14 protein-coding genes are annotated in these 17083 nt (G+C 72.9%); 3 read left to right on the forward strand and 11 right to left on the reverse strand.

Annotation, left to right across the window (positions count from 1 at the left end):
• Positions 1 to 2: 2 nt before the first annotated feature.
• The 7 genes from hydA to ABZ898_RS26635 all read right to left on the reverse strand — a co-directional run bounded on the left by hydA (position 3) and on the right by ABZ898_RS26635 (position 8087).
• The gene (hydA, locus tag ABZ898_RS26605; protein WP_361663865.1) at positions 3 to 1406 is read right to left on the reverse strand and encodes a dihydropyrimidinase; all 1404 of its coding nucleotides are present in this window, start codon (positions 1404 to 1406) and stop codon (positions 3 to 5) included.
• 47 nt (positions 1407 to 1453) lie between these two features.
• Complete coding sequence (locus ABZ898_RS26610; protein ID WP_361663868.1) at positions 1454 to 2296, reverse strand: nitrilase-related carbon-nitrogen hydrolase; 843 nt, start codon at positions 2294 to 2296, stop codon at positions 1454 to 1456.
• A gap of 156 nt (positions 2297 to 2452) precedes the next feature.
• Positions 2453 to 4027, reverse strand: a complete 1575-nt coding sequence (locus tag ABZ898_RS26615; protein ID WP_361663871.1) for a PucR family transcriptional regulator ligand-binding domain-containing protein — start codon at positions 4025 to 4027, stop codon at positions 2453 to 2455.
• Between the two features lie 17 nt (positions 4028 to 4044).
• Positions 4045 to 5334, reverse strand: a complete 1290-nt coding sequence (locus ABZ898_RS26620; protein ID WP_361663874.1) for an aspartate aminotransferase family protein — start codon at positions 5332 to 5334, stop codon at positions 4045 to 4047.
• Positions 5331 to 6173, reverse strand: coding sequence for a nitrilase-related carbon-nitrogen hydrolase (locus ABZ898_RS26625; protein WP_361663877.1), 843 nt, complete (start codon positions 6171 to 6173; stop codon positions 5331 to 5333). Before ABZ898_RS26625 ends, ABZ898_RS26620 begins: the two co-directional genes overlap by 4 nt.
• 157 nt (positions 6174 to 6330) lie before the next feature.
• On the reverse strand, positions 6331 to 7734 hold the full coding sequence (locus tag ABZ898_RS26630) for a hypothetical protein (RefSeq protein WP_361663880.1): 1404 nt from the start codon (positions 7732 to 7734) through the stop codon (positions 6331 to 6333).
• Between the two features lie 101 nt (positions 7735 to 7835).
• Positions 7836 to 8087: a helix-turn-helix transcriptional regulator gene (locus tag ABZ898_RS26635; RefSeq protein ID WP_361663883.1), complete on the reverse strand. Its 252-nt coding sequence runs from the start codon at positions 8085 to 8087 to the stop codon at positions 7836 to 7838.
• 32 nt (positions 8088 to 8119) lie between these two features.
• Between ABZ898_RS26635 and map the strand changes: the two genes are divergently transcribed.
• On the forward strand, positions 8120 to 8914 hold the full coding sequence (map, locus tag ABZ898_RS26640; protein ID WP_361663886.1) for a type I methionyl aminopeptidase: 795 nt from the start codon (positions 8120 to 8122) through the stop codon (positions 8912 to 8914).
• 48 nt (positions 8915 to 8962) lie between these two features.
• On the opposite strand, the gene ABZ898_RS26645 is transcribed toward map, so the two are convergent.
• Positions 8963 to 9643, reverse strand: a complete 681-nt coding sequence (locus ABZ898_RS26645) for a DUF998 domain-containing protein (protein ID WP_361663889.1) — start codon at positions 9641 to 9643, stop codon at positions 8963 to 8965.
• Positions 9644 to 9859: 216 nt separating this feature from the next.
• On the opposite strand from ABZ898_RS26645, the gene ABZ898_RS26650 reads away from it, so the two are divergent.
• Positions 9860 to 12430 carry an ATP-dependent Clp protease ATP-binding subunit gene (locus ABZ898_RS26650; RefSeq protein WP_361663892.1) on the forward strand — a complete coding sequence of 857 codons (2571 nt, stop codon included), beginning with the start codon at positions 9860 to 9862 and terminating at the stop codon, positions 12428 to 12430.
• Positions 12431 to 12433: 3 nt separating this feature from the next.
• Here the strand turns inward: ABZ898_RS26650 and ggt are convergent, their stop codons facing one another.
• Positions 12434 to 14236 carry a gamma-glutamyltransferase gene (ggt, locus tag ABZ898_RS26655; protein WP_361663895.1) on the reverse strand — a complete coding sequence of 601 codons (1803 nt, stop codon included), beginning with the start codon at positions 14234 to 14236 and terminating at the stop codon, positions 12434 to 12436.
• Positions 14237 to 14435: 199 nt separating this feature from the next.
• Here ggt and ABZ898_RS26660 point away from each other — a divergent pair, with 199 nt between their 5' ends.
• Complete coding sequence (locus ABZ898_RS26660) at positions 14436 to 15269, forward strand: alpha/beta hydrolase (RefSeq protein WP_361663897.1); 834 nt, start codon at positions 14436 to 14438, stop codon at positions 15267 to 15269.
• A 48-nt stretch (positions 15270 to 15317) separates the two neighbouring features.
• On the opposite strand, the gene ABZ898_RS26665 is transcribed toward ABZ898_RS26660, so the two are convergent.
• Complete coding sequence (locus ABZ898_RS26665; RefSeq protein ID WP_361663900.1) at positions 15318 to 16610, reverse strand: GTP-binding protein; 1293 nt, start codon at positions 16608 to 16610, stop codon at positions 15318 to 15320.
• A gap of 2 nt (positions 16611 to 16612) precedes the next feature.
• Positions 16613 to 17083 (reverse strand): sulfate adenylyltransferase subunit CysD (gene cysD / locus ABZ898_RS26670; protein WP_361663902.1); only part of this gene is annotated, 471 nt, incomplete at its 5' end.

The raw sequence follows: 17083 nt of genomic DNA on the forward strand, positions 1-17083 counted from the left end.
TCCTAGGTGAGGTACTGACAGGTGGAGCGCGGGGTGTAGACGCCGTGCCCGGCGTGGCCGGTGTACTCCCGCTCGGTGATCACGGGCACGCCGCGCGAGAGCACCGTCTCGACCCGGCCGGTGATCCGCTTGCCCTCGTACGCCGAGTAGTCGACGTTCATGTGGTGCGTCTCGGCCGAGATCACCTGCTCGGCGTTCGGGTCGTAGATCACCACGTCGGCGTCGGCACCGGGCGCGATGGTGCCCTTCTTCGGGTACATGCCGAACATCCGGGCCGGGGTGGCGCAGGCGATCTCGATCCAGCGGCGGCGCGAGATGTGACCGTCGACCACGGCCTGGTGGAGGAGGTCCATGCGGTTCTCCACGCCCGGCATCCCGTTGGGGATCTTGGAGAAGTCGCCCAGGCCCAGCTCCTTCTGGCCCGAGAAGCAGAACGGGCAGTGGTCGGTGGAGACCACCTGGAGGTCGTTGGTGCGCAGGCCCCGCCACAGCGCCGCCTGGTGCTCCTGGGGCCGCAGCGGGGTGCTGCACACGTACTTGGCGCCCTCGAAGCCGGGCTCGGCGAGGTTGTCGGTGGACAGGAACAGGTACTGCGGGCAGGTCTCGCCGAAGACGTTCAGCCCCTCGTCGCGGGCCCGCGTCAGCTCGGCCACCGCCTCCTGCGCCGAGACGTGCACGACGTACAGGGGGGCGCCGGCGACCTGGGCGAGCTTGATCGCTCGGTGCGTGGCCTCTGCCTCCAGCAGGGCCTTGCGGACCTCGCCGTGGTAGCGGGGGTCGGTCTCGCCGCGGGCGAGCGCCTGCTCGACCAGGACGTCGATGGCGATGCCGTTCTCGGCGTGCATCATGATCAGCCCGCCGTTCTCGGCGGCCCGCTGCATGGCGCGGAGGATCTGGCCGTCGTCGGAGTAGAAGACCCCCGGGTAGGCCATGAACTGCTTGAAGGAGGTGACTCCCTCCTCGACCAGCAGGTCCATCTCCTTGAGCGTCTCCTGGTTCACGTCGGAGACGATCATGTGGAAGCCGTAGTCGATGGCGCAGTTGCCCTCGGCCTTCTGGTGCCAGGCGTCCAGGCCCTCGCGCAGGGCGCCGCCGACGCTCTGGATGGCGAAGTCCACGATGGTGGTGGTGCCGCCCCAGGCGGCGGCGCGGGTGCCGGTCTCGAAGGTGTCGGCGGCGTAGGTGCCGCCGAACGGCATCTCCATGTGGGTGTGGCCGTCGACGCCGCCGGGGATGACGTACTTCCCGGTCGCGTCGAGGACGGTTTCCGCGCTGAAGGCTTCGGCGGCGGGGGTGCCGGCCGCCGCGAGGGCGGCGATACGGCCGTCCTCGATCAGTACGTCGGCGTGGATCTCGTCGGAAGCCGTGATGACGAGACCGTTGCGGATGAGGGTACGGGTGCCCATGCTCCTGCTCCTGGATCGGACGGCCTACGGGAAGGGGAACCTGCCGGCTACGGCGCCGTCAGCGGCGTGTACGTGCCCGGCTCGCGGTCGCGGTAGAACTGCCAGCGGTCGCGGACCTCGCGCAGTTTGGCCATGTCGAGGTCGCGGACGACGAGTTCGGTCTCCTTGTCGCTCGCCACCTCGCCGACGAACTGGGCCTCGGGGTCCACGAAGTACGTGGTGCCGTAGAAGTCGTTGTCGCCCAGGTCCTCCACGCCGACCCGGTTGATCGCGCCGACGAAGTACTCGTTGGCGGCGGCGGCCGCCGGCTGCTCCAGCTGCCAGAGGTAGCGGGAGAGTCCGCGCGAGGTGGCCGAGGGGTTGAAGACGATCTCGGCACCGGCCAGGCCCAACGCCCGCCAGCCTTCCGGGAAGTGGCGGTCGTAGCAGATGTAGACGCCGATCCGGCCGACGGCGGTGTCGAACACGGGCCAGCCGCTGTTGCCGGGGCGGAAGTAGAACTTCTCCCAGAATCCCTGCACTTGGGGGATGTGGGTCTTGCGGTACTTGCCGAGGTAGGAGCCGTCGGCGTCGATCACGGCGGCGGTGTTGTAGAGGACGCCGGGCTGCTCCTCCTCGTACATGGGCAGTACCAGGACGATGCCCAGTTCCTTCGCCAGCGCCTGGAAGCGGCGGACGGTGGGGCCCTCGGGGATCTGCTCGGCGTACTCGTAGAACGCCTTGTCCTGCACCTGGCAGAAGTAGGGGCCGTAGAACAGCTCCTGGAAGCAGAGGACCTGGGCGCCCTGGGCGGCGGCGTCGCGGGCCGCCTGCTCGTGCACCTGGATCATGGATTCCTTGTCGCCCGTCCAGGCCGTCTGGAAGAGGGCGGCGCGGATCACTCGGCTCATCGGGACCTCCGGGTCGCTCGGTGTGCCTGGAGCCTAGGAAGCGGGGACGGCCGGTTTGAGTGGCAGCGTGTCACGTCTGCCGGGTGCGGGCGTGCCACCGTGTCACGTGTTCCCCTGGCCATGTTTCACCGCCGTTCTCGCAGGTCGTTGCATGTTTCAGTCCTGTTGCGCGTCGTGCGCGAGGAGCGCGATGTGCACGGAGGCCGCCTGTTCGAAGTCGTCCAGGTCGATCCCGAGCCGCGCCTGTATCGCCTCCAGCCGGCGGTAGAGCGCGGGCCGGGAGACGTGGTGGAGCAGGGCGGTGCGGGACTTGTTGCGGCCGGTCGCCAGGTAGGTGCGCAGCACGTCGAGCAGTTCCCGTTCGCCGCCGCGCAGCAGGCCGTCCAGCTCGCGTTCGGCGAAGGACTGCACCTGGGGATCGTCGCGCAGCAGCCGGATCAGTCCGCGCAGGTGCACGTCTCGCAGCCGCACCACCGGGGGCGGGCCGAGGGCGGCCCCGGCGACGGCGTCCGCGACGTGCCGGGCCTCGCGCAGCCCGGCGGGCACGTCGTCCCAGCAGGTCCGGGGGTCGGCGGCGGCGATCACCGCGTCCGGGTGCTCGGGGGTGCGCAGCCGCGCGGCGAGACGGGCGGTGAGCGCCTCGGCGTCCTGGTCGCGGGCGAGGCTCAGGAGCAGGGCGGTGGTGCCGTCGGCCAGCTCCGCGACGAGCCCCGTCAGTCCCAGGGTGCGCAACACCCGGTCCAGCCGGGCGGGTTCGGTGCCGGGCACGACGAGCGGCACGAACGTACGCCGGTTGACGGGAAGCCCGGCCGCGCGGGCCCTGGGCAGCAGATGCCGGGCGGGTACGGTCCCCGAGGCGAGGTCGGTCAGCAGGCCGTGCGCGGACTGCTCCTCCCAGGTGCGGCCCGAGGCGCCGCCGAGCATCCGGTGCAGCACCAGCGCCTCGGCGGCCCGGTCGGCGAGCAGGCGTCCGGTGGCGGTGTCGCCCCGGTACCCGCACAGCAGCAGCCTGCCCCAGCGCTCGCCCCGGCCGCCCAGCTCGGCGCGGACCCAGCCGTCGCCCTCGCTGCCTCCGGCCTGCCGGGCGATGCGCTCCCAGTCGCGCAGCACGTCGTCCACCGCGGACCGCTCCCCCGCCGTGGCGAGGACGCGGTGGGCGAGGTTGGTGAGGACGACCGGACAGCCGCTGTGCTGGGCGACCTCGTCCAGCAGGCGCTGCAGCGGGGCGCCGGAGGTGATCAGCGCGGTGAGCCCGGTGCGGACGGTCTCGGAGAGGCTGACGGCGGCGAACTTCTGCCGCACCAGCCGGGACTGGACCTCTTCGGTGAGTTCGGCGAACGGGAAGGGCCGGTGCAGCACGACCAGGGGCAGCCCGCACCGCTCGGCGGCCCGGCGCATCACCTCGGGCGGGGCGGGGAAGGCGCGGCCGAGCCCGAGGACGACTGCGGCGGCCTCCGCCCGGTGCAGGGACTGGATGTAGGCGGTCTGCTTGGCCTCGTCCCCGGCGAGCAGCACCCCGGTGGTGAGCACCATCTCGCCGCCGCTGAGCATGACGCCCACGTCGGCGGCCTCGGCGACGTGCACCCAGCGCACGGCCCGGTCGAGCCCGCCGGCCCCGGCCACCACCTCGGGCTCCCCGGCGAGCACCCGCTCCAGCGTGAGCACCTGCCGGACGGACAGGGCCGGTTCCTCCGGCCGGGACGCCTGCCGGAACTCCGAGGCCATGGTCATCCGCTGTACCTCGTTCCCTAGCTCTGGTACGTGCTCCTCAGCGCGTCCTCGAGGATCGCCGCGCCTTCCTCGGCCTCCGCGACGGTGAGCGTCAGCGGCGGGGCGATGCGCAGGACGCTGGTGTCGTGGCCACCGCCCTTTCCGATCAGCAGGCCGTTCCTGCGGGCCGTCTCCAGGACGGCGGCGGCCGCGCCGGGGTCCGCCTCGTCGGTGCCGGGCTTCACCAGTTCGACGCCGATCATCAGCCCCCGTCCGCGTACCTCGCGGACGCCGGGAGCCGCGGCGGTGACGGCGCGCAGCAGCTCGATGAGGAGGCCGCCGACCCGGCGGGCGTTGCCCTGGAGATCGTGTTCGAGGTGGTAGGCGAGGTTGGCGAGCCCGGCGGCCATGGTGATCTGGGTGCCGCCGAAGGTGGAGATGCTGTTGGCGTCGACGCAGTTCATGATCTCGGCGCGGGCGATCACGCCGCCGATGGACATGCCGTTGCCGATGCCCTTGGCGAAGGTGACGATGTCCGGCGGGCCGTTCCGGTCGTGCGCCTGCCAGCCCCAGAAGTGCTCGCCGGTGCGGCCCCAGCCGGTCTGGACCTCGTCGGAGATCCACAGGATGCCGTGCTCGTCCAGCACCTCGCGGAAGGCGGCGTACAGGCCGTCCGGCGGGGAGGTGAAGCCGCCGACGCCCTGGACGGGTTCGGCGATCAGCGCGACCGGGGGCCGGGTCTGTCCGAGGAGGTCGCGCAGGTCGGCCACGCACGCGTCGATGAAGGCGCGGTCGTCCAGTCCGGCGTACAGACCTCGGGTGCGGACGCCGCCGTGCACGTAGAGGGTCTGGAGCGGGGAGAGGCTGGTCGGGGACCAGGCGCGGTTGCCGGTGATGCCGACCGCGCCGAAGGACCGGCCGTGGTAACTGTTGCGCATCGCCAGGACGGTGTTGCCCTGGCGGTAGGTGGTGGCGAGCAGCATCGCCGTGTCGTTGGCCTCGGTCCCGGAGGTGGTGAAGAAGACCCGCGCGTCGGGGATGCCGCTCAGCATGGCGACGCGCTCGGCCAGTTCGACCATCGGGCGGTTCAGGTAGAGCGTCGAGGAGTGGATGATCCGGCCGGCCTGCTCGGTCACCGCCTTGGTGACCTCGGGCAGCGCGTGCGCGGTCATGGTGGTGAGGATGCCGCCGAAGAAGTCCAGGTAGCGGTTGCCCTGGGCGTCCCAGACGTGGCGACCCTCGCCGTGGGTGATCTCCAGCGGGTCGTCGTAGTAGAGGGCGAGCCAGTCGGGCATGACGCCCCGGTGGCGGGCGTAGAGGTCGTTCACGGGTTCACCAGCCCCTCGTAGGCGTCGGGGCGGCGGTCGCGGTAGAACGCCCACTGCTGCCGCACCTCGTCGATGAGGTCGAAGTCCAGGTCGCGGACGAGGAGTTCCTCGGTCTTGTCGTCCCCGGCCTCGCCGACGAACTGGCCGCGCGGGTCGACGAAGTACGACGTGCCGTAGAAGTCGTTGTCGCCGTACTCCTCCTGGCCGACCCGGTTGATGGCGGCGACGAAGTACTCGTTGGCCACGGCCGCGGCGGGCTGCTCCAACTGCCAGAGATGGGAGGAGAGTCCGCGGTGCGTGGCGGACGGGTTGTAGACCAGCTGGGCTCCGTTGAGCCCCAGTTGGCGCCAGCCCTCGGGGAAGTGGCGGTCGTAGCAGATGTAGACGCCGACCTTGCCGACGGCCGTGTCGAAGACCGGCCAGCCGAGGTTGCCGGGTTTGAAGTAGTACTTCTCCCAGAAGCCCTTGACCTGCGGGATGTGGTGCTTGCGGTACTTGCCGAGGTAGGCGCCGTCCGCGTCGATCACCGCGGCGGTGTTGTAGTAGAAGCCGGAGCCGTCGATCTCGAAGACGGGGGCGACGATCACCATGCCGGTCTCGGCCGCCAGCTCCCGCATCCGGCTCACGGTCGGGCCGTCCGGCACCGGTTCCGCCCAGCGGTAGTGCTCCGGCTCCTGGACCTGGCAGAAGTAGGGGGCGTTGAAGACTTCCTGGAACCCGATGACCTTCGCGCCCTGGCGCGCGGCCTCGCGGGCGTACTCCTCATGCTTGGCGATCATGGACTCGGTGTCGCCGGTCCAGGTGGCCTGAACCAGTGCGGCACGTACGACGTTGGCCATGAGCTGCTCCTTCGACGCGGCGTCCGAGCCTCTACGCCCGTAGAAACGGCCCGTAGAGGGACGAAAGTAAGCCTCTTGGACGCCCTTGCCAAGACCATCGTCGGCAACCCGCTGATTCGGTCCCGTTTCGCACCCCTGCGGGTGAGCGGGGAGCCGGTCAGGAGGTGATCCCGGCGACGCGGAGGGCGTGCAGCAGCTCGCGGCGGTGTTCCTCGGAGACGTGGCGGGCGGCTTCGAGGAGGAGGGGGGCGAGCCGGTCCGGGTCACCGGCGGCGGTGCGGGCCGCGTCCTCGGGGGTACGGGCGCGGACACAGGCGTCCAGGAGGGTGCCGGCGTCGCGGGAGCGGCCCTCGGCGGCCAGCCGCGCGACGGCCGCTCCGGTCTCCTCCGGCGGCCGGGCGACACCTTCCCGCAGCAGCCGCTGTCCCTCCTCCGCCCGCCCCGCCGACTCCAACGCGGCCACCGCTTCCAGCAGTTGCCCGGCGGGCAGGGTGGCCGCCTCCCAGCGGAGGGTGGCCCAGTCCGCTTCCATTCCGGCCCGCCCGAAGGCGTCGGCCAGGAGCGGGAAGCGTACGGCGGTCCAGCGGGCGGCCTCCACGAGGAGGATGTGCGCCTCGCCGCTGCGGCCCGCGGCACGGAGCGCGGCCAGCCGCGTGACGGCCTGGGCCACGGCGCGGTGGTCGTCGACATCGGGTACGGGTGCCGCCCGGTCCTGTTCCCGCGCCTCCGGCGCCTCGGCTCCGGCGAAGCGGGCACCCCGGGGTCCGGCGTCGGGGTCGGCCTGCGGCTCGGGGGCGCCGGGGAGCACGAGCGGCGCGGGGGCGCTCTCGTCCAGCCCGGCGAAACGCGCACTGCCCCGGCGACGGCCACGGGGTCCGGCGGGGGTGGCTGCGGCCACGGGGGCGGGGTCGCGGGCGTCCGGGGCGGACGGACGGGCCTCGGACGGCACGTGCGGCACTGCCGGGGCGCCCTGCACGGGCGGGGCGGCCTGCGCGGGCGGGGCGCCCTGCACGGGCGGGGTGGCCTGCGCGGGGACGCGCGGGCGGGGGTGGGCATCGGTGCGGGGCATGCGGGCCAGCCGGTCCCGGAGTTCGGCGCAGCGGGCCGTGGCCCGGTGCCGGTCGTCCCGGACCCAGGCCAGGTCGGCACGGAGGGGTTCTGCCTCGGCCTCCGTCCTCGCCCCGGCGAGCCGGTGGGTCAGGGCGGCCTCGCGTTCGTCGGCGGCGCGGCGCGCCCGGAGCATGGCGTCGAGGCGACGCGTCAGGACGTCCTGGGCGCCGGGACGAGCGTCGTACGCGGCGAGGGCGCCCGCGTGCAGGGTGCGGGCCCTCTCCCGTTCGGCGAGGGCCGGCCCGGTGCCGTACGTCGCCGCCAGGTCCCGCAGCAGGGCGTCCACGACGTCCCAGGGAAGCACCTCGCGCCCCTCGCAGCAGGCGCGCATGCCCTCGGGGTCGCGCCGCCAGAAGACGCCGCACCAGCCCGCGCCCTGGTCGAGACGGGCCAGCAGCCCTCCCAGGTAGTGCCCGAACTCTCCCGCCCCTGAGTCGAGTTGTTCCGCCATCGACCGGCCCCCGCTCGATTGCCAGCACTGCGGGAGCCAGGCAACACCAGGCGTGTTACGGGCCTGCTACGCACGGTTTGCGGAAGGTGACGAGGCGTGGCTCAGGCGGGCACGAGGGCGCACCGGAGGATCAGGTCGTCCATGGATAGTCCGAGCGCCCGCGCCAGGGCCGCCACGGTGAAGAACGCCGGGGTCGGCGCCCGGCCGGTCTCGATCTTGCGGAGGGTCTCGGCGGAGACTCCGGCGACCGCGGCGACCTCGGTCATGCTCCGCGGGCCGCGGGCCTCGCGGAGCAGCCGGCCGAGCCGCTCGCCGCGCTCACGCTCTTCGGGGGTCAGTGGGGTGCGCACCATGCCCCCATTCTAATACCGGTATAGTAATTGGCATGATCGAGCTCAAGACGGATGCCTCCATCGAGGCCATGTACGCGTCCGGCCAGGTCGTCGGGCGTGCCCTGACGGCGGTGCGGGACGCGGCGGACGTGGGCGTGAGCCTGCGGGAACTGGACGAGGTGGCCCACGAGGTGCTGCGCGCGGCCGGGGCGTCCTCGCCCTTCCTCGGGTACCGGCCCTCCTTCGCCCCGACTCCCTTCCCGGCGGTCGTCTGCGCCTCGGTGAACGACGCGATCGTGCACGGCATCCCGACCGGCTACCGCCTGCGCGACGGCGACCTCCTCTCCGTGGACTGCGGGGCACTGCTGGACGGCTGGGCCGGTGACTCGGCGATCAGCTTCGTGGTCGGAAGCCCCCGCGCCGAGGACCTCACCCTGATCGAGACCGCCGAGCGGGCACTGACGGCCGGGATCGGGGCGGCCGTCGTCGGCAACCGCGTCGGCGACATCGCCCACGCCGTCGGCACGGTGTGCCGCGCGGCCGGTTACGGCATTCCCGCCGACTTCGGCGGCCACGGCATCGGGCGCAGGATGCACGAGGACCCCGGAGTGCCGAACGAGGGCCGCCCCGGCCGGGGTGTGCCGCTGCGCCACGGGATGGTCCTGGCGATCGAGCCGATGCTGATCGCCGGGGGCAGGGACGGCTACCACCCCGACCCCGATGGCTGGACCCTCCGCACCGACGACGGCTCCCGCGCGGCCCACGTGGAACACACGGTGGCCATCACGGACGCCGGGCCGCGCGTCCTGACGGCACGCGAGGCGGCACGGCAGAACACGGCCCCGTAGCCCCGCACCACCCGCCCTCACCGCCCCGTAGCCCCGCACCGCCCGCCCTCACGGGCGCGGGCCCGCGGGCGCTTCCGCCCGCACCGCCCGCCTGGGCCCCGGCAGCGCCGCCGAGGCGGCTCGCGGCACCCGCGCGTACAGGGCGAGCAGGGCGAGCAGGGCCACCTCGCAGCCCAGCAGGACCCGTTCCGCGAGGCCGATCAGCTCGCGGCCGCCCAGGCAGGCGGAGCAGGCCATCGCGGTGGCCCCCACGAGCGCGGCCCACGCCGCCGCGCGTATGGACCGGGCCCGGCGGTCGTCCGCGCCGAGGCGGCGGGCCAGGAGCAGTCCGGCGGCCGGCAGCGCGACGAACGCCGTGACGGAGGCGTACCGGTGCACGTACGCCGGCCCGCTGAGCGAGGTGGTCAGCGGATCGGTCGGCACCACGGCCGCGACGACCAGCCCGAGCCCCCACACCGCCAGCAGCACGGCGGGCAGCCCGCGCACCGGCAGCCGCCGCGCCACCTGCCACGACAGCGTCAGCGAGGCCAGCCCCAGCAGGGCCATGCCGGTCTCTATGGGGCCGCCCCGGTCCAGCGCGGCGAAGTCGCTCACCGTCAGGGAGAGCGGGCTGAGTTCCGGGTCGGTGTCCATGGGCGCCCAGAGGGCCGCGCTCACGGCCAGGGCGATGGCGGCCCAGACCGCGGGCGCGAGGAGACGGCTCCAGGAGCGGCTGCGCGGACGTGTCATGGCTCCATGCTCGGCCTCCGGCACCCGCCCCGGAATCGGGATCTCCCCGGAGTCGCCCCTGACACCCGACCCTGACACCCACCCTGAGCGAGGTCAGGGGCAACGGTCGCGGGCGTCCACCGGGTGCCCTTCCCCCCTCCTCGTGCCATCGTGGCAAGAGCGGCCGATTCCGGGTTCCCCGGCCGCTCCGCACGTCGTCTGCGAAGGACGGAAACGATGACCAGCGGCTACATCGGCCCGGAGGGCGATCCCTTCGGGGAGTTCTTCTCCCGCTTCTTCGGCGGCACCGGGGGTGGCCAGGGCCAGCCCGGCGGACCGCGCCAGATCGACATCGGACGCCTGCTGAGCCAGCCCGCGCGCGAGCTGGTCAAAGGTGCGGCGCAGTACGCCGCCGAGCACGGCAGCCGGGATCTGGACACCCAGCACCTGCTGCGCGCGGCGCTCTCCAGCGAGCCCACCCGCAGCCTGCTCAGCCGGTCCGGGGCGAACCCGGACTCGATGGCCACCGAGATCGACGGCCGCGCCGGGCCCGTGCAGCATCCACCCGGCAAGGTGCCGCCGACCGCGCTCTCCCTGACCCCGGCGGTCAAGCGGGCGCTGATGGAGGCGCACGACATGGCGCGGGCCAGCGGCGCCGGGTACATCGGCCCCGAACACGTGCTCAGTGCCCTCGCCATGAACCCCGACTCGGCCGCCGGGCACATCCTGAACGCGGCCCGGTTCCGGGGCACGCCGGTGCCGCCCGAGACCCAGGACGGCGCCCAGAGCCGCCAGGAGCGCCCCCGGCCGACGTCCACGCCGACGCTCGACAAGTACGGGCGCGATCTGACCGAGCTGGCCCGCGAGGGCCGGATCGATCCGGTGATCGGCCGGGAGAAGGAGATCGAGCAGACCATCGAGGTGCTGTCCCGGCGCGGGAAGAACAACCCGGTGCTGATCGGCGACGCGGGGGTCGGCAAGACGGCGGTGGTCGAGGGACTGGCGCAGCGCATCGCGGACGGCGACGTGCCCGAAGGGCTCGAGGAGCGCCGGGTGGTGGCGCTGGACCTGACCGCCGTGGTGGCCGGGACCCGCTACCGGGGCGACTTCGAGGAGCGCCTGAACAACATCGTGCAGGAGATCCGCGCGCACTCGGACAAGCTGGTCGTGTTCATCGACGAGCTGCACACCGTCGTGGGCGCGGGCACCGGCGGCGAGGGCGGCGCGATGGACGCCGGCAACATCCTCAAGCCCGCGCTCGCGCGGGGCGAACTGCACATCGTCGGGGCGACCACGCTGGAGGAGTTCCGGCGGATCGAGAAGGACGCGGCGCTCGCCCGCCGGTTCCAGCCGATCCAGGTGCCGGAGCCGACCGTCGAGGACGCGCTGGAGATCCTGCGCGGGCTGCGCGACCGCTACGAGGCCCACCACCAGGTCCGGTACACGGACGAGGCGCTGGAGGCGGCCGTGGAGCTGTCCGACCGGTATCTCACCGACCGGCGGCTGCCCGACAAGGCGATCGACCTGATCGACCAGGCGGGCGCCCGGGTGCGGCTCGGCGCCCGGACCAAGGGCGCGGACGTGCGGGCGATGGAGCGCGAGGCGGAGCAGCTGGTCCGGGACAAGGACCAGGCGGTGGCCGACGAACAGTACGAGCAGGCCACGCAGTTGCGGGACCGGATCGCCGACCTGCAGCGGCGGATCGCGGAGGCGGCCGACGACGGCGAGGCCGTGGAGGGGCAGAACCTCCAGGTGACGGCGGAGGCCATCGCCGAGGTGGTGTCCCGGCAGACCGGGGTCCCGGTGAGCCGGCTGACCCAGGAGGAGAAGGAGCGGCTGCTCGGGCTGGACGAGCACCTGCACGAGCGGGTGATCGGGCAGGAGGAGGCGGTGAGCGTGGTCGCCGACGCGGTGCTGCGGTCCCGCGCGGGGCTGTCGAGCCCGGACCGGCCGATCGGCAGCTTCCTGTTCCTCGGCCCGACCGGCGTCGGCAAGACCGAACTGGCCCGCGCGCTCGCGGAGTCGCTGTTCGGCAGCGAGGACCGCATGGTGCGGCTCGACATGAGCGAGTACCAGGAGCGGCACACCGTCTCCCGGCTCGTCGGGGCGCCGCCCGGCTACGTCGGCCACGAGGAGGCGGGCCAGCTCACCGAGGTGGTGCGCAGGCACCCGTACTCGCTGCTGCTGCTGGACGAGGTGGAGAAGGCGCACCCGGACGTGTTCAACATCCTGCTCCAGGTGCTGGACGACGGGCGGCTCACCGACGCCCAGGGCCGCACGGTGGACTTCACCAACACGGTGATCGTGATGACCAGCAACCTCGGCTCGGACGTCATCACCCGGCGCGGTGCCGGGATCGGCTTCGGGCCTGGCGGGGCGGACGCCGACGAGGAGGCCCGGCGCGAGCAGATCCTGCGGCCGCTGCGGGAGCACTTCCGGCCGGAGTTCCTCAACCGGATCGACGAGATCGTGGTGTTCCGCCAGCTCACCTCCGAGCAACTGCGCCGCATCACGGACCTGTTGCTGAACGGCACCCGTGAACTGACCAACGCGCAGGGGGTGTCGGTGGACTTCACCGACGCGGCCGTGGACTGGCTGGCCGAACGCGGCCACCAGCCGGAGTACGGCGCGCGTCCGCTGCGCCGCACGATCCAGCGCGAGGTGGACAACCAGCTGTCCCGGCTGCTGCTGAACGGCACGGTGGCCGAGGGCGGCGAGGTGACGGTCGATGTCGCGGACGGGCGGCTGGACTTCCGGGTCCGGGGCCAGGAGGCCCAGCCGGCCGAGGCGCGCCCCGAGGGCGGCTGAGCGTCAGCCCGTCGGTTTCACCACCATGGCGGAGCCGCCGCCGCGCCGGGTGGTCTCGGCGGCGGCCAGCCACCGTCCGTCGGGCAGCCGCTGCACGCCGGTCGCGGCGCCGATCTCGGGGTTGACCTTGAAGCTGTGCCCGAGCGCCTCCAGCCGCTCCCGCGACACGCTGTCGTACAGGGCGGGTTCGGCCTCGGTCTGGGCGGCGTTGCGCTGGCTGGCGCGGGGCGCGGCGATGGCGTCGACCAGGGGCAGCCCCCGGTCCAGGAACCCGGTGAGGGTCTGGAGCACGGTGGTGATGATGGTGGCTCCGCCGGGCGAACCCAGGGCCACGACGGGCCGGTTGTGCCGGTCGAGCACGATGGTCGGGGAGATCGAGGAGCGCGGGCGCTTGCCAGGGCCGGGCAGGTTGGGGTCGGGCACGCCGGGGCTCGCGGGCGCGAAGGAGAAGTCGGTCAGCTCGTTGTTGAGCAGGAAGCCCCGGCCGGGCACGGTGATGCCGCTGCCGCCGGTCTGCTCGATGGTGAGCGTGTAGGCGACGACGTTGCCCCACTTGTCGGAGACGGTGAGGTGGGTGGTGTTCTCGCCCTCGTACGTCGTCGGCGCGGCCTTGCCCTTGGTGGCGCAGGCGGCGGGGTGGCGCGGGTCGCCGGGGGCGAGGGGGCTGGTGAGGACGGCGTCGTCCTTGATCAGGCAGGCGCGCGAGTCGGCGAACCGCTGCGAGAGCAGCTGCTCGGTGGGTACGTCCTCGAAGGCGGGGTCGCCGACCCAGCGCCCCCGGTCGGCGAACGCGATGCGGCTCGCCTCGATGTAGCGGTGCAGGTACTGGGTCTCGCTCGCCTTGGAGAGGTCGCTCCTCTCCAGGATGTTGAGGGCCTCGCCCACGGTGGTGCCGCCGGAGGAGGAGGGCGCGATGGAGTACACCTTCAGACCGCGGTACGAGGTGTCGGTGGGCTTCTGCCGCTTGGCGCGGTAGCTCGACAGGTCCTTGGCGGTCAGCTTGCCGGGGCGGGCGTTCCAGCCCGAAGCGGGGTCGACCGGGGGCTTGTTGACGGTTCTCACGATGTCCCGGCCGAGGTCGCCCCGGTAGACGGCGTCGGCGCCCTTGCGGCCCAGCTCCTGGTAGGTCTCGGCCAGATCGGGGTTCTTGAGGGTCGAGCCGACCTCGGGCAGCCTGCCGCCGGGCAGGAACAGCCGGGCGGTGTCGGGGAAGTAGCGGAAGCGTGCCTCGTTGGAGGCGGTCTGGGAGCGGAAGGTGTTGTCCACGGTGAAGCCGTCGCGGGCGATCCGTTCGGCGGGCCGGAGCACCTTGGCGAGGCTGCTGGTCCCCCAACTGCGCAGTGCCGTCTGCCAGGTGGCGGGGGTGCCCGGGGTGCCGACGCCCAGTCCGCTGGTGACGGCGTCCGCGAAGGCGAGCGGCTTGCCGTTCTCCAGGAACAGGTCGGACCGGGCGCTCAGCGGCGCTGTCTCCCGGCCGTCGATGGTGTGCACGGTGCGGGACTTGGCGTCGTAGTAGACGAAGTAGCCGCCCCCGCCGATGCCCGCCGAGTACGGCTCGGTGACGCCCAGGGCCGCTGCCGTCGCCACGGCCGCGTCGACCGCGTTGCCGCCGTTGCGCAGCACCTCGATGCCCGCCGCGCTGGCGTCGGCGTCGACGCTGGACACCGCGCCCCCGTACCCGACCGCCACGGGCACTTTGCCGCCGGGCCCGCCCGGCGCAGCCGGTGGAGCGGCCGCCCCCATGGACGAGACGACGGCGGCGGCGACCGCCAGAACCGTCAGCTTCCGCGTACCAGGACGACCCATCCGAACCTCCCGAGAGCACAGTCCGCGCAGCGTAACCAGATCCCCGAGGCCCCCGACAGTATGCCTCGGGGCCCGGGGCCCCGCATGCCGGCTCCGACTCGCTGTGCCGGGCTGACTCATATGGGCGCGCCCGTGTTGCAGGCTCGGGGAGATGGCTTGATCATCCATGGTTCGGACAGCGACGACAGGGACGAAGCGTATGCGTGAATGGCAGCTCGACGAGACGTATCGCAGCACGGCGGGGAACGTGCGCTGGACCAGCCTCGGGCAGCCCGGACAGGAACCCGTCGTGCTGCTGCACGGCACCCCCTTCTCCTCCTATGTCTGGCGTGACATCGCCCGCACGCTCGCCCGGCACCACCAGGTGTTCGTCTGGGACATGCCCGGCTACGGCGAGTCGGAGAAGTTCAAGGGCCAGGACGTGTCCCTGGCCGCCCAGAGCGAGGTCTTCACCGAGCTCCTGTCGCTGTGGGACCTGACCTCACCGACGGTCGTCGCCCACGACTTCGGCGGCTGCGTCGCCCTGCGGGCCCACCTCCTGCACGACGCCCGCTACCGGGCGCTGGCGCTGGTCGACCCGGTGGCGCTGGCACCCTGGGGCTCCCCCTTCTTCCGGCTGGTCGGCGCCAACGCCGAGGTCTTCGAGGAGCTGCCGCCCGCCCTGCACGGCGCGCTGGTACGGGAGTACGTCAGCTCGGCCAGCGGCCCGGGGCTGCACCCCGCGGTCCTGGACCGGCTGGTGCGGCCGTGGCTCGACGCCGAGGGCCAGGCGGCGTTCTACCGGCAGATCGCCCAGGCCGACCAGCGCTACACCGACGAGGTCCAGGAGCGGTACGGCGAGATCACCGTCCCGGTCCTCGTGTGCTGGGGACAGGAGGACACCTGGATTCCCCCGGTCAAGGGGCGCGAACTCGCCGCCCGTATCCCCGGCGCCCGGCTGGAGCCCATCGAGGGGGCCGGACACCTGGTCCAGGAGGACGCGCCCGCCGAACTCACCGGTGCCCTGCTCGGCTTCCTCGGCCGGCTCCGCTGACCTGATCCGCTCCGGGCCGGCCGGAAGGCCCCGGCCGGCCCGGAGCCGTCAGTCCGCCATGCCGGCGCTGAGCGTGGTGCCGTCCGCGGGGTCGATGAGCAGGAACGAGCCGGTGCGCCGGGAGGCCGCGTAGCTGTCGAGGGCGACGGGTTCGGCGGTACGGACGACGACCCTGCCGATGTCGTTGGCGGCCAGCCGGCCGGGGTCGGCGTGCGGGGAGAGGTCGTCGAGGGTGAGCCGGGAGGGGATGTCCCGCACGATCGCCGTGACGGTGCGGGTCGCGTGCTTGAGCAGGACGCGCCGGCCCGGCACCAGGGGCTGGTCCGCGACGTGGCACACGGTCGCGGTCACCTCGCGGGTCAGCGGCGGCAGCTCGGCCGTGGGCGCGATGAGGTCGCCGCGTGAGACGTCGACGTCGTCGGCGAGGGACACGGTCACGGACTGCGGCGCGATCGCGCTGTCCGCCCGCCGCCCCAGCACGTCGATCCCGGCGATGGTGGAGGTGCGCCCCGAGGGGAGCACCGACACGGGCTGGCCGACGTACAGCGTGCCGGACGCCAGCTGGCCGGCGTATCCGCGGTAGTCGGGGAGTTCCGGCGTCTGCGGGCGGGTGACGTACTGGACCGGGAACCGGCTCGGGGCGCCGTCCGGGCTGCCGCCCGTGGGGACGTTCTCCAGGTGGTCCAGGACGGTGGGGCCGCCGTACCAGTCCATGTGCGCGGAGGGTTCCACGACGTTGTCCCCTGCGAGCGCGGAGACCGGGATGGCGGTGAGTTCGGCGAGGCCGAGTTTCGCGGCGTACCGGGCGAACTCGTCGGTGATGGCCGCGAACACCTTCTCGGAGTAGCCGACCAGGTCCATCTTGTTCACGGCGAGGACGACGTGCGGGACGCGGAGCAGTGCGGCGATGGCCGCGTGGCGGCGGGTCTGTTCGACGACGCCGTTGCGGGCGTCGACGAGGATCACGGTCAGTTCGGCGGTGGAGGCGCCGGTGACCATGTTCCGGGTGTACTGCTCGTGGCCGGGGGTGTCGGCCAGGATGAAGCGGCGGCGCGGGGTGGCGAAGTAGCGGTAGGCCACGTCGATGGTGATGCCCTGTTCGCGTTCGGCGCGCAGGCCGTCGGTGAGCAGCGCGAGGTCGGTGCTCTGCTGTCCGCGTGCGCGGGAGGCGTGTTCGACGGCCTCCAGCTGGTCGGCGAGGACGGACTTGGAGTCGTGCAGGAGGCGTCCGACGAGCGTGGACTTGCCGTCGTCGACGGAGCCGGCCGTGGCGAAGCGCAGGGTGTCGGTCGCGGTCGTGATCGGGCTGGTGCTCGTACCGGTACCGGTGCTCGGGGTCATGGTCAGAAGTACCCTTCCCGCTTGCGGTCTTCCATGGCGGCCTCGGAGAGCTTGTCGTCGGCGCGGGTGGCGCCGCGTTCGGTGAGGCGGGAGGCGGCGATCTCGGTGATGACCGCCTCCAGCGTGGTCGCGTCGGAGTCGACGGCGCCGGTGCAGGACATGTCGCCCACCGTGCGGTAGCGGACCAGGCGGGTCTGTACCGGCTCGGTCTCCTTCGGGCCGCCCCATTCGCCGGCCGTCAGCCACATGCCGCTACGGGAGAACACCTCACGCTCGTGCGCGAAGTAGATCTCCGGCAGCTCGATGCCTTCGCGGGCGATGTACTGCCACACGTCCAGCTCGGTCCAGTTGGACAGCGGGAAGACGCGGACGTGCTCACCGGGGGCGTGGCGGCCGTTGTACAGGTTCCACAGCTCCGGGCGCTGGCGGCGCGGGTCCCACTGGGAGAACTCGTCGCGCAGGGAGAACACCCG

This window comes from Streptomyces sp. NPDC046860, assembly GCF_040645115.1.
GTDB lineage: Bacteria > Actinomycetota > Actinomycetes > Streptomycetales > Streptomycetaceae > Streptomyces.

Excerpts from the sequence above, each read along its gene's own strand:
- hydA (WP_361663865.1), bottom strand. The coding sequence starts at position 1,406 with ATGGGCACCCGTACCCTCATCCGCAACGGTCTCGTCATCACGGCTTCC.
- ABZ898_RS26610 (WP_361663868.1), bottom strand. The coding sequence starts at position 2,296 with ATGAGCCGAGTGATCCGCGCCGCCCTCTTCCAGACGGCCTGGACGGGC.
- ABZ898_RS26615 (WP_361663871.1), bottom strand. The coding sequence starts at position 4,027 with ATGACCATGGCCTCGGAGTTCCGGCAGGCGTCCCGGCCGGAGGAACCG.
- ABZ898_RS26625 (WP_361663877.1), bottom strand. The coding sequence starts at position 6,173 with ATGGCCAACGTCGTACGTGCCGCACTGGTTCAGGCCACCTGGACCGGC.
- ABZ898_RS26630 (WP_361663880.1), bottom strand. The coding sequence starts at position 7,734 with ATGGCGGAACAACTCGACTCAGGGGCGGGAGAGTTCGGGCACTACCTG.
- ABZ898_RS26635 (WP_361663883.1), bottom strand. The coding sequence starts at position 8,087 with ATGGTGCGCACCCCACTGACCCCCGAAGAGCGTGAGCGCGGCGAGCGG.
- map (WP_361663886.1), top strand. The coding sequence starts at position 8,120 with ATGATCGAGCTCAAGACGGATGCCTCCATCGAGGCCATGTACGCGTCC.
- ABZ898_RS26645 (WP_361663889.1), bottom strand. The coding sequence starts at position 9,643 with ATGACACGTCCGCGCAGCCGCTCCTGGAGCCGTCTCCTCGCGCCCGCG.
- ABZ898_RS26650 (WP_361663892.1), top strand. The coding sequence starts at position 9,860 with ATGACCAGCGGCTACATCGGCCCGGAGGGCGATCCCTTCGGGGAGTTC.
- ggt (WP_361663895.1), bottom strand. The coding sequence starts at position 14,236 with ATGGGTCGTCCTGGTACGCGGAAGCTGACGGTTCTGGCGGTCGCCGCC.
- ABZ898_RS26660 (WP_361663897.1), top strand. The coding sequence starts at position 14,436 with ATGCGTGAATGGCAGCTCGACGAGACGTATCGCAGCACGGCGGGGAAC.
- ABZ898_RS26665 (WP_361663900.1), bottom strand. The coding sequence starts at position 16,610 with ATGACCCCGAGCACCGGTACCGGTACGAGCACCAGCCCGATCACGACC.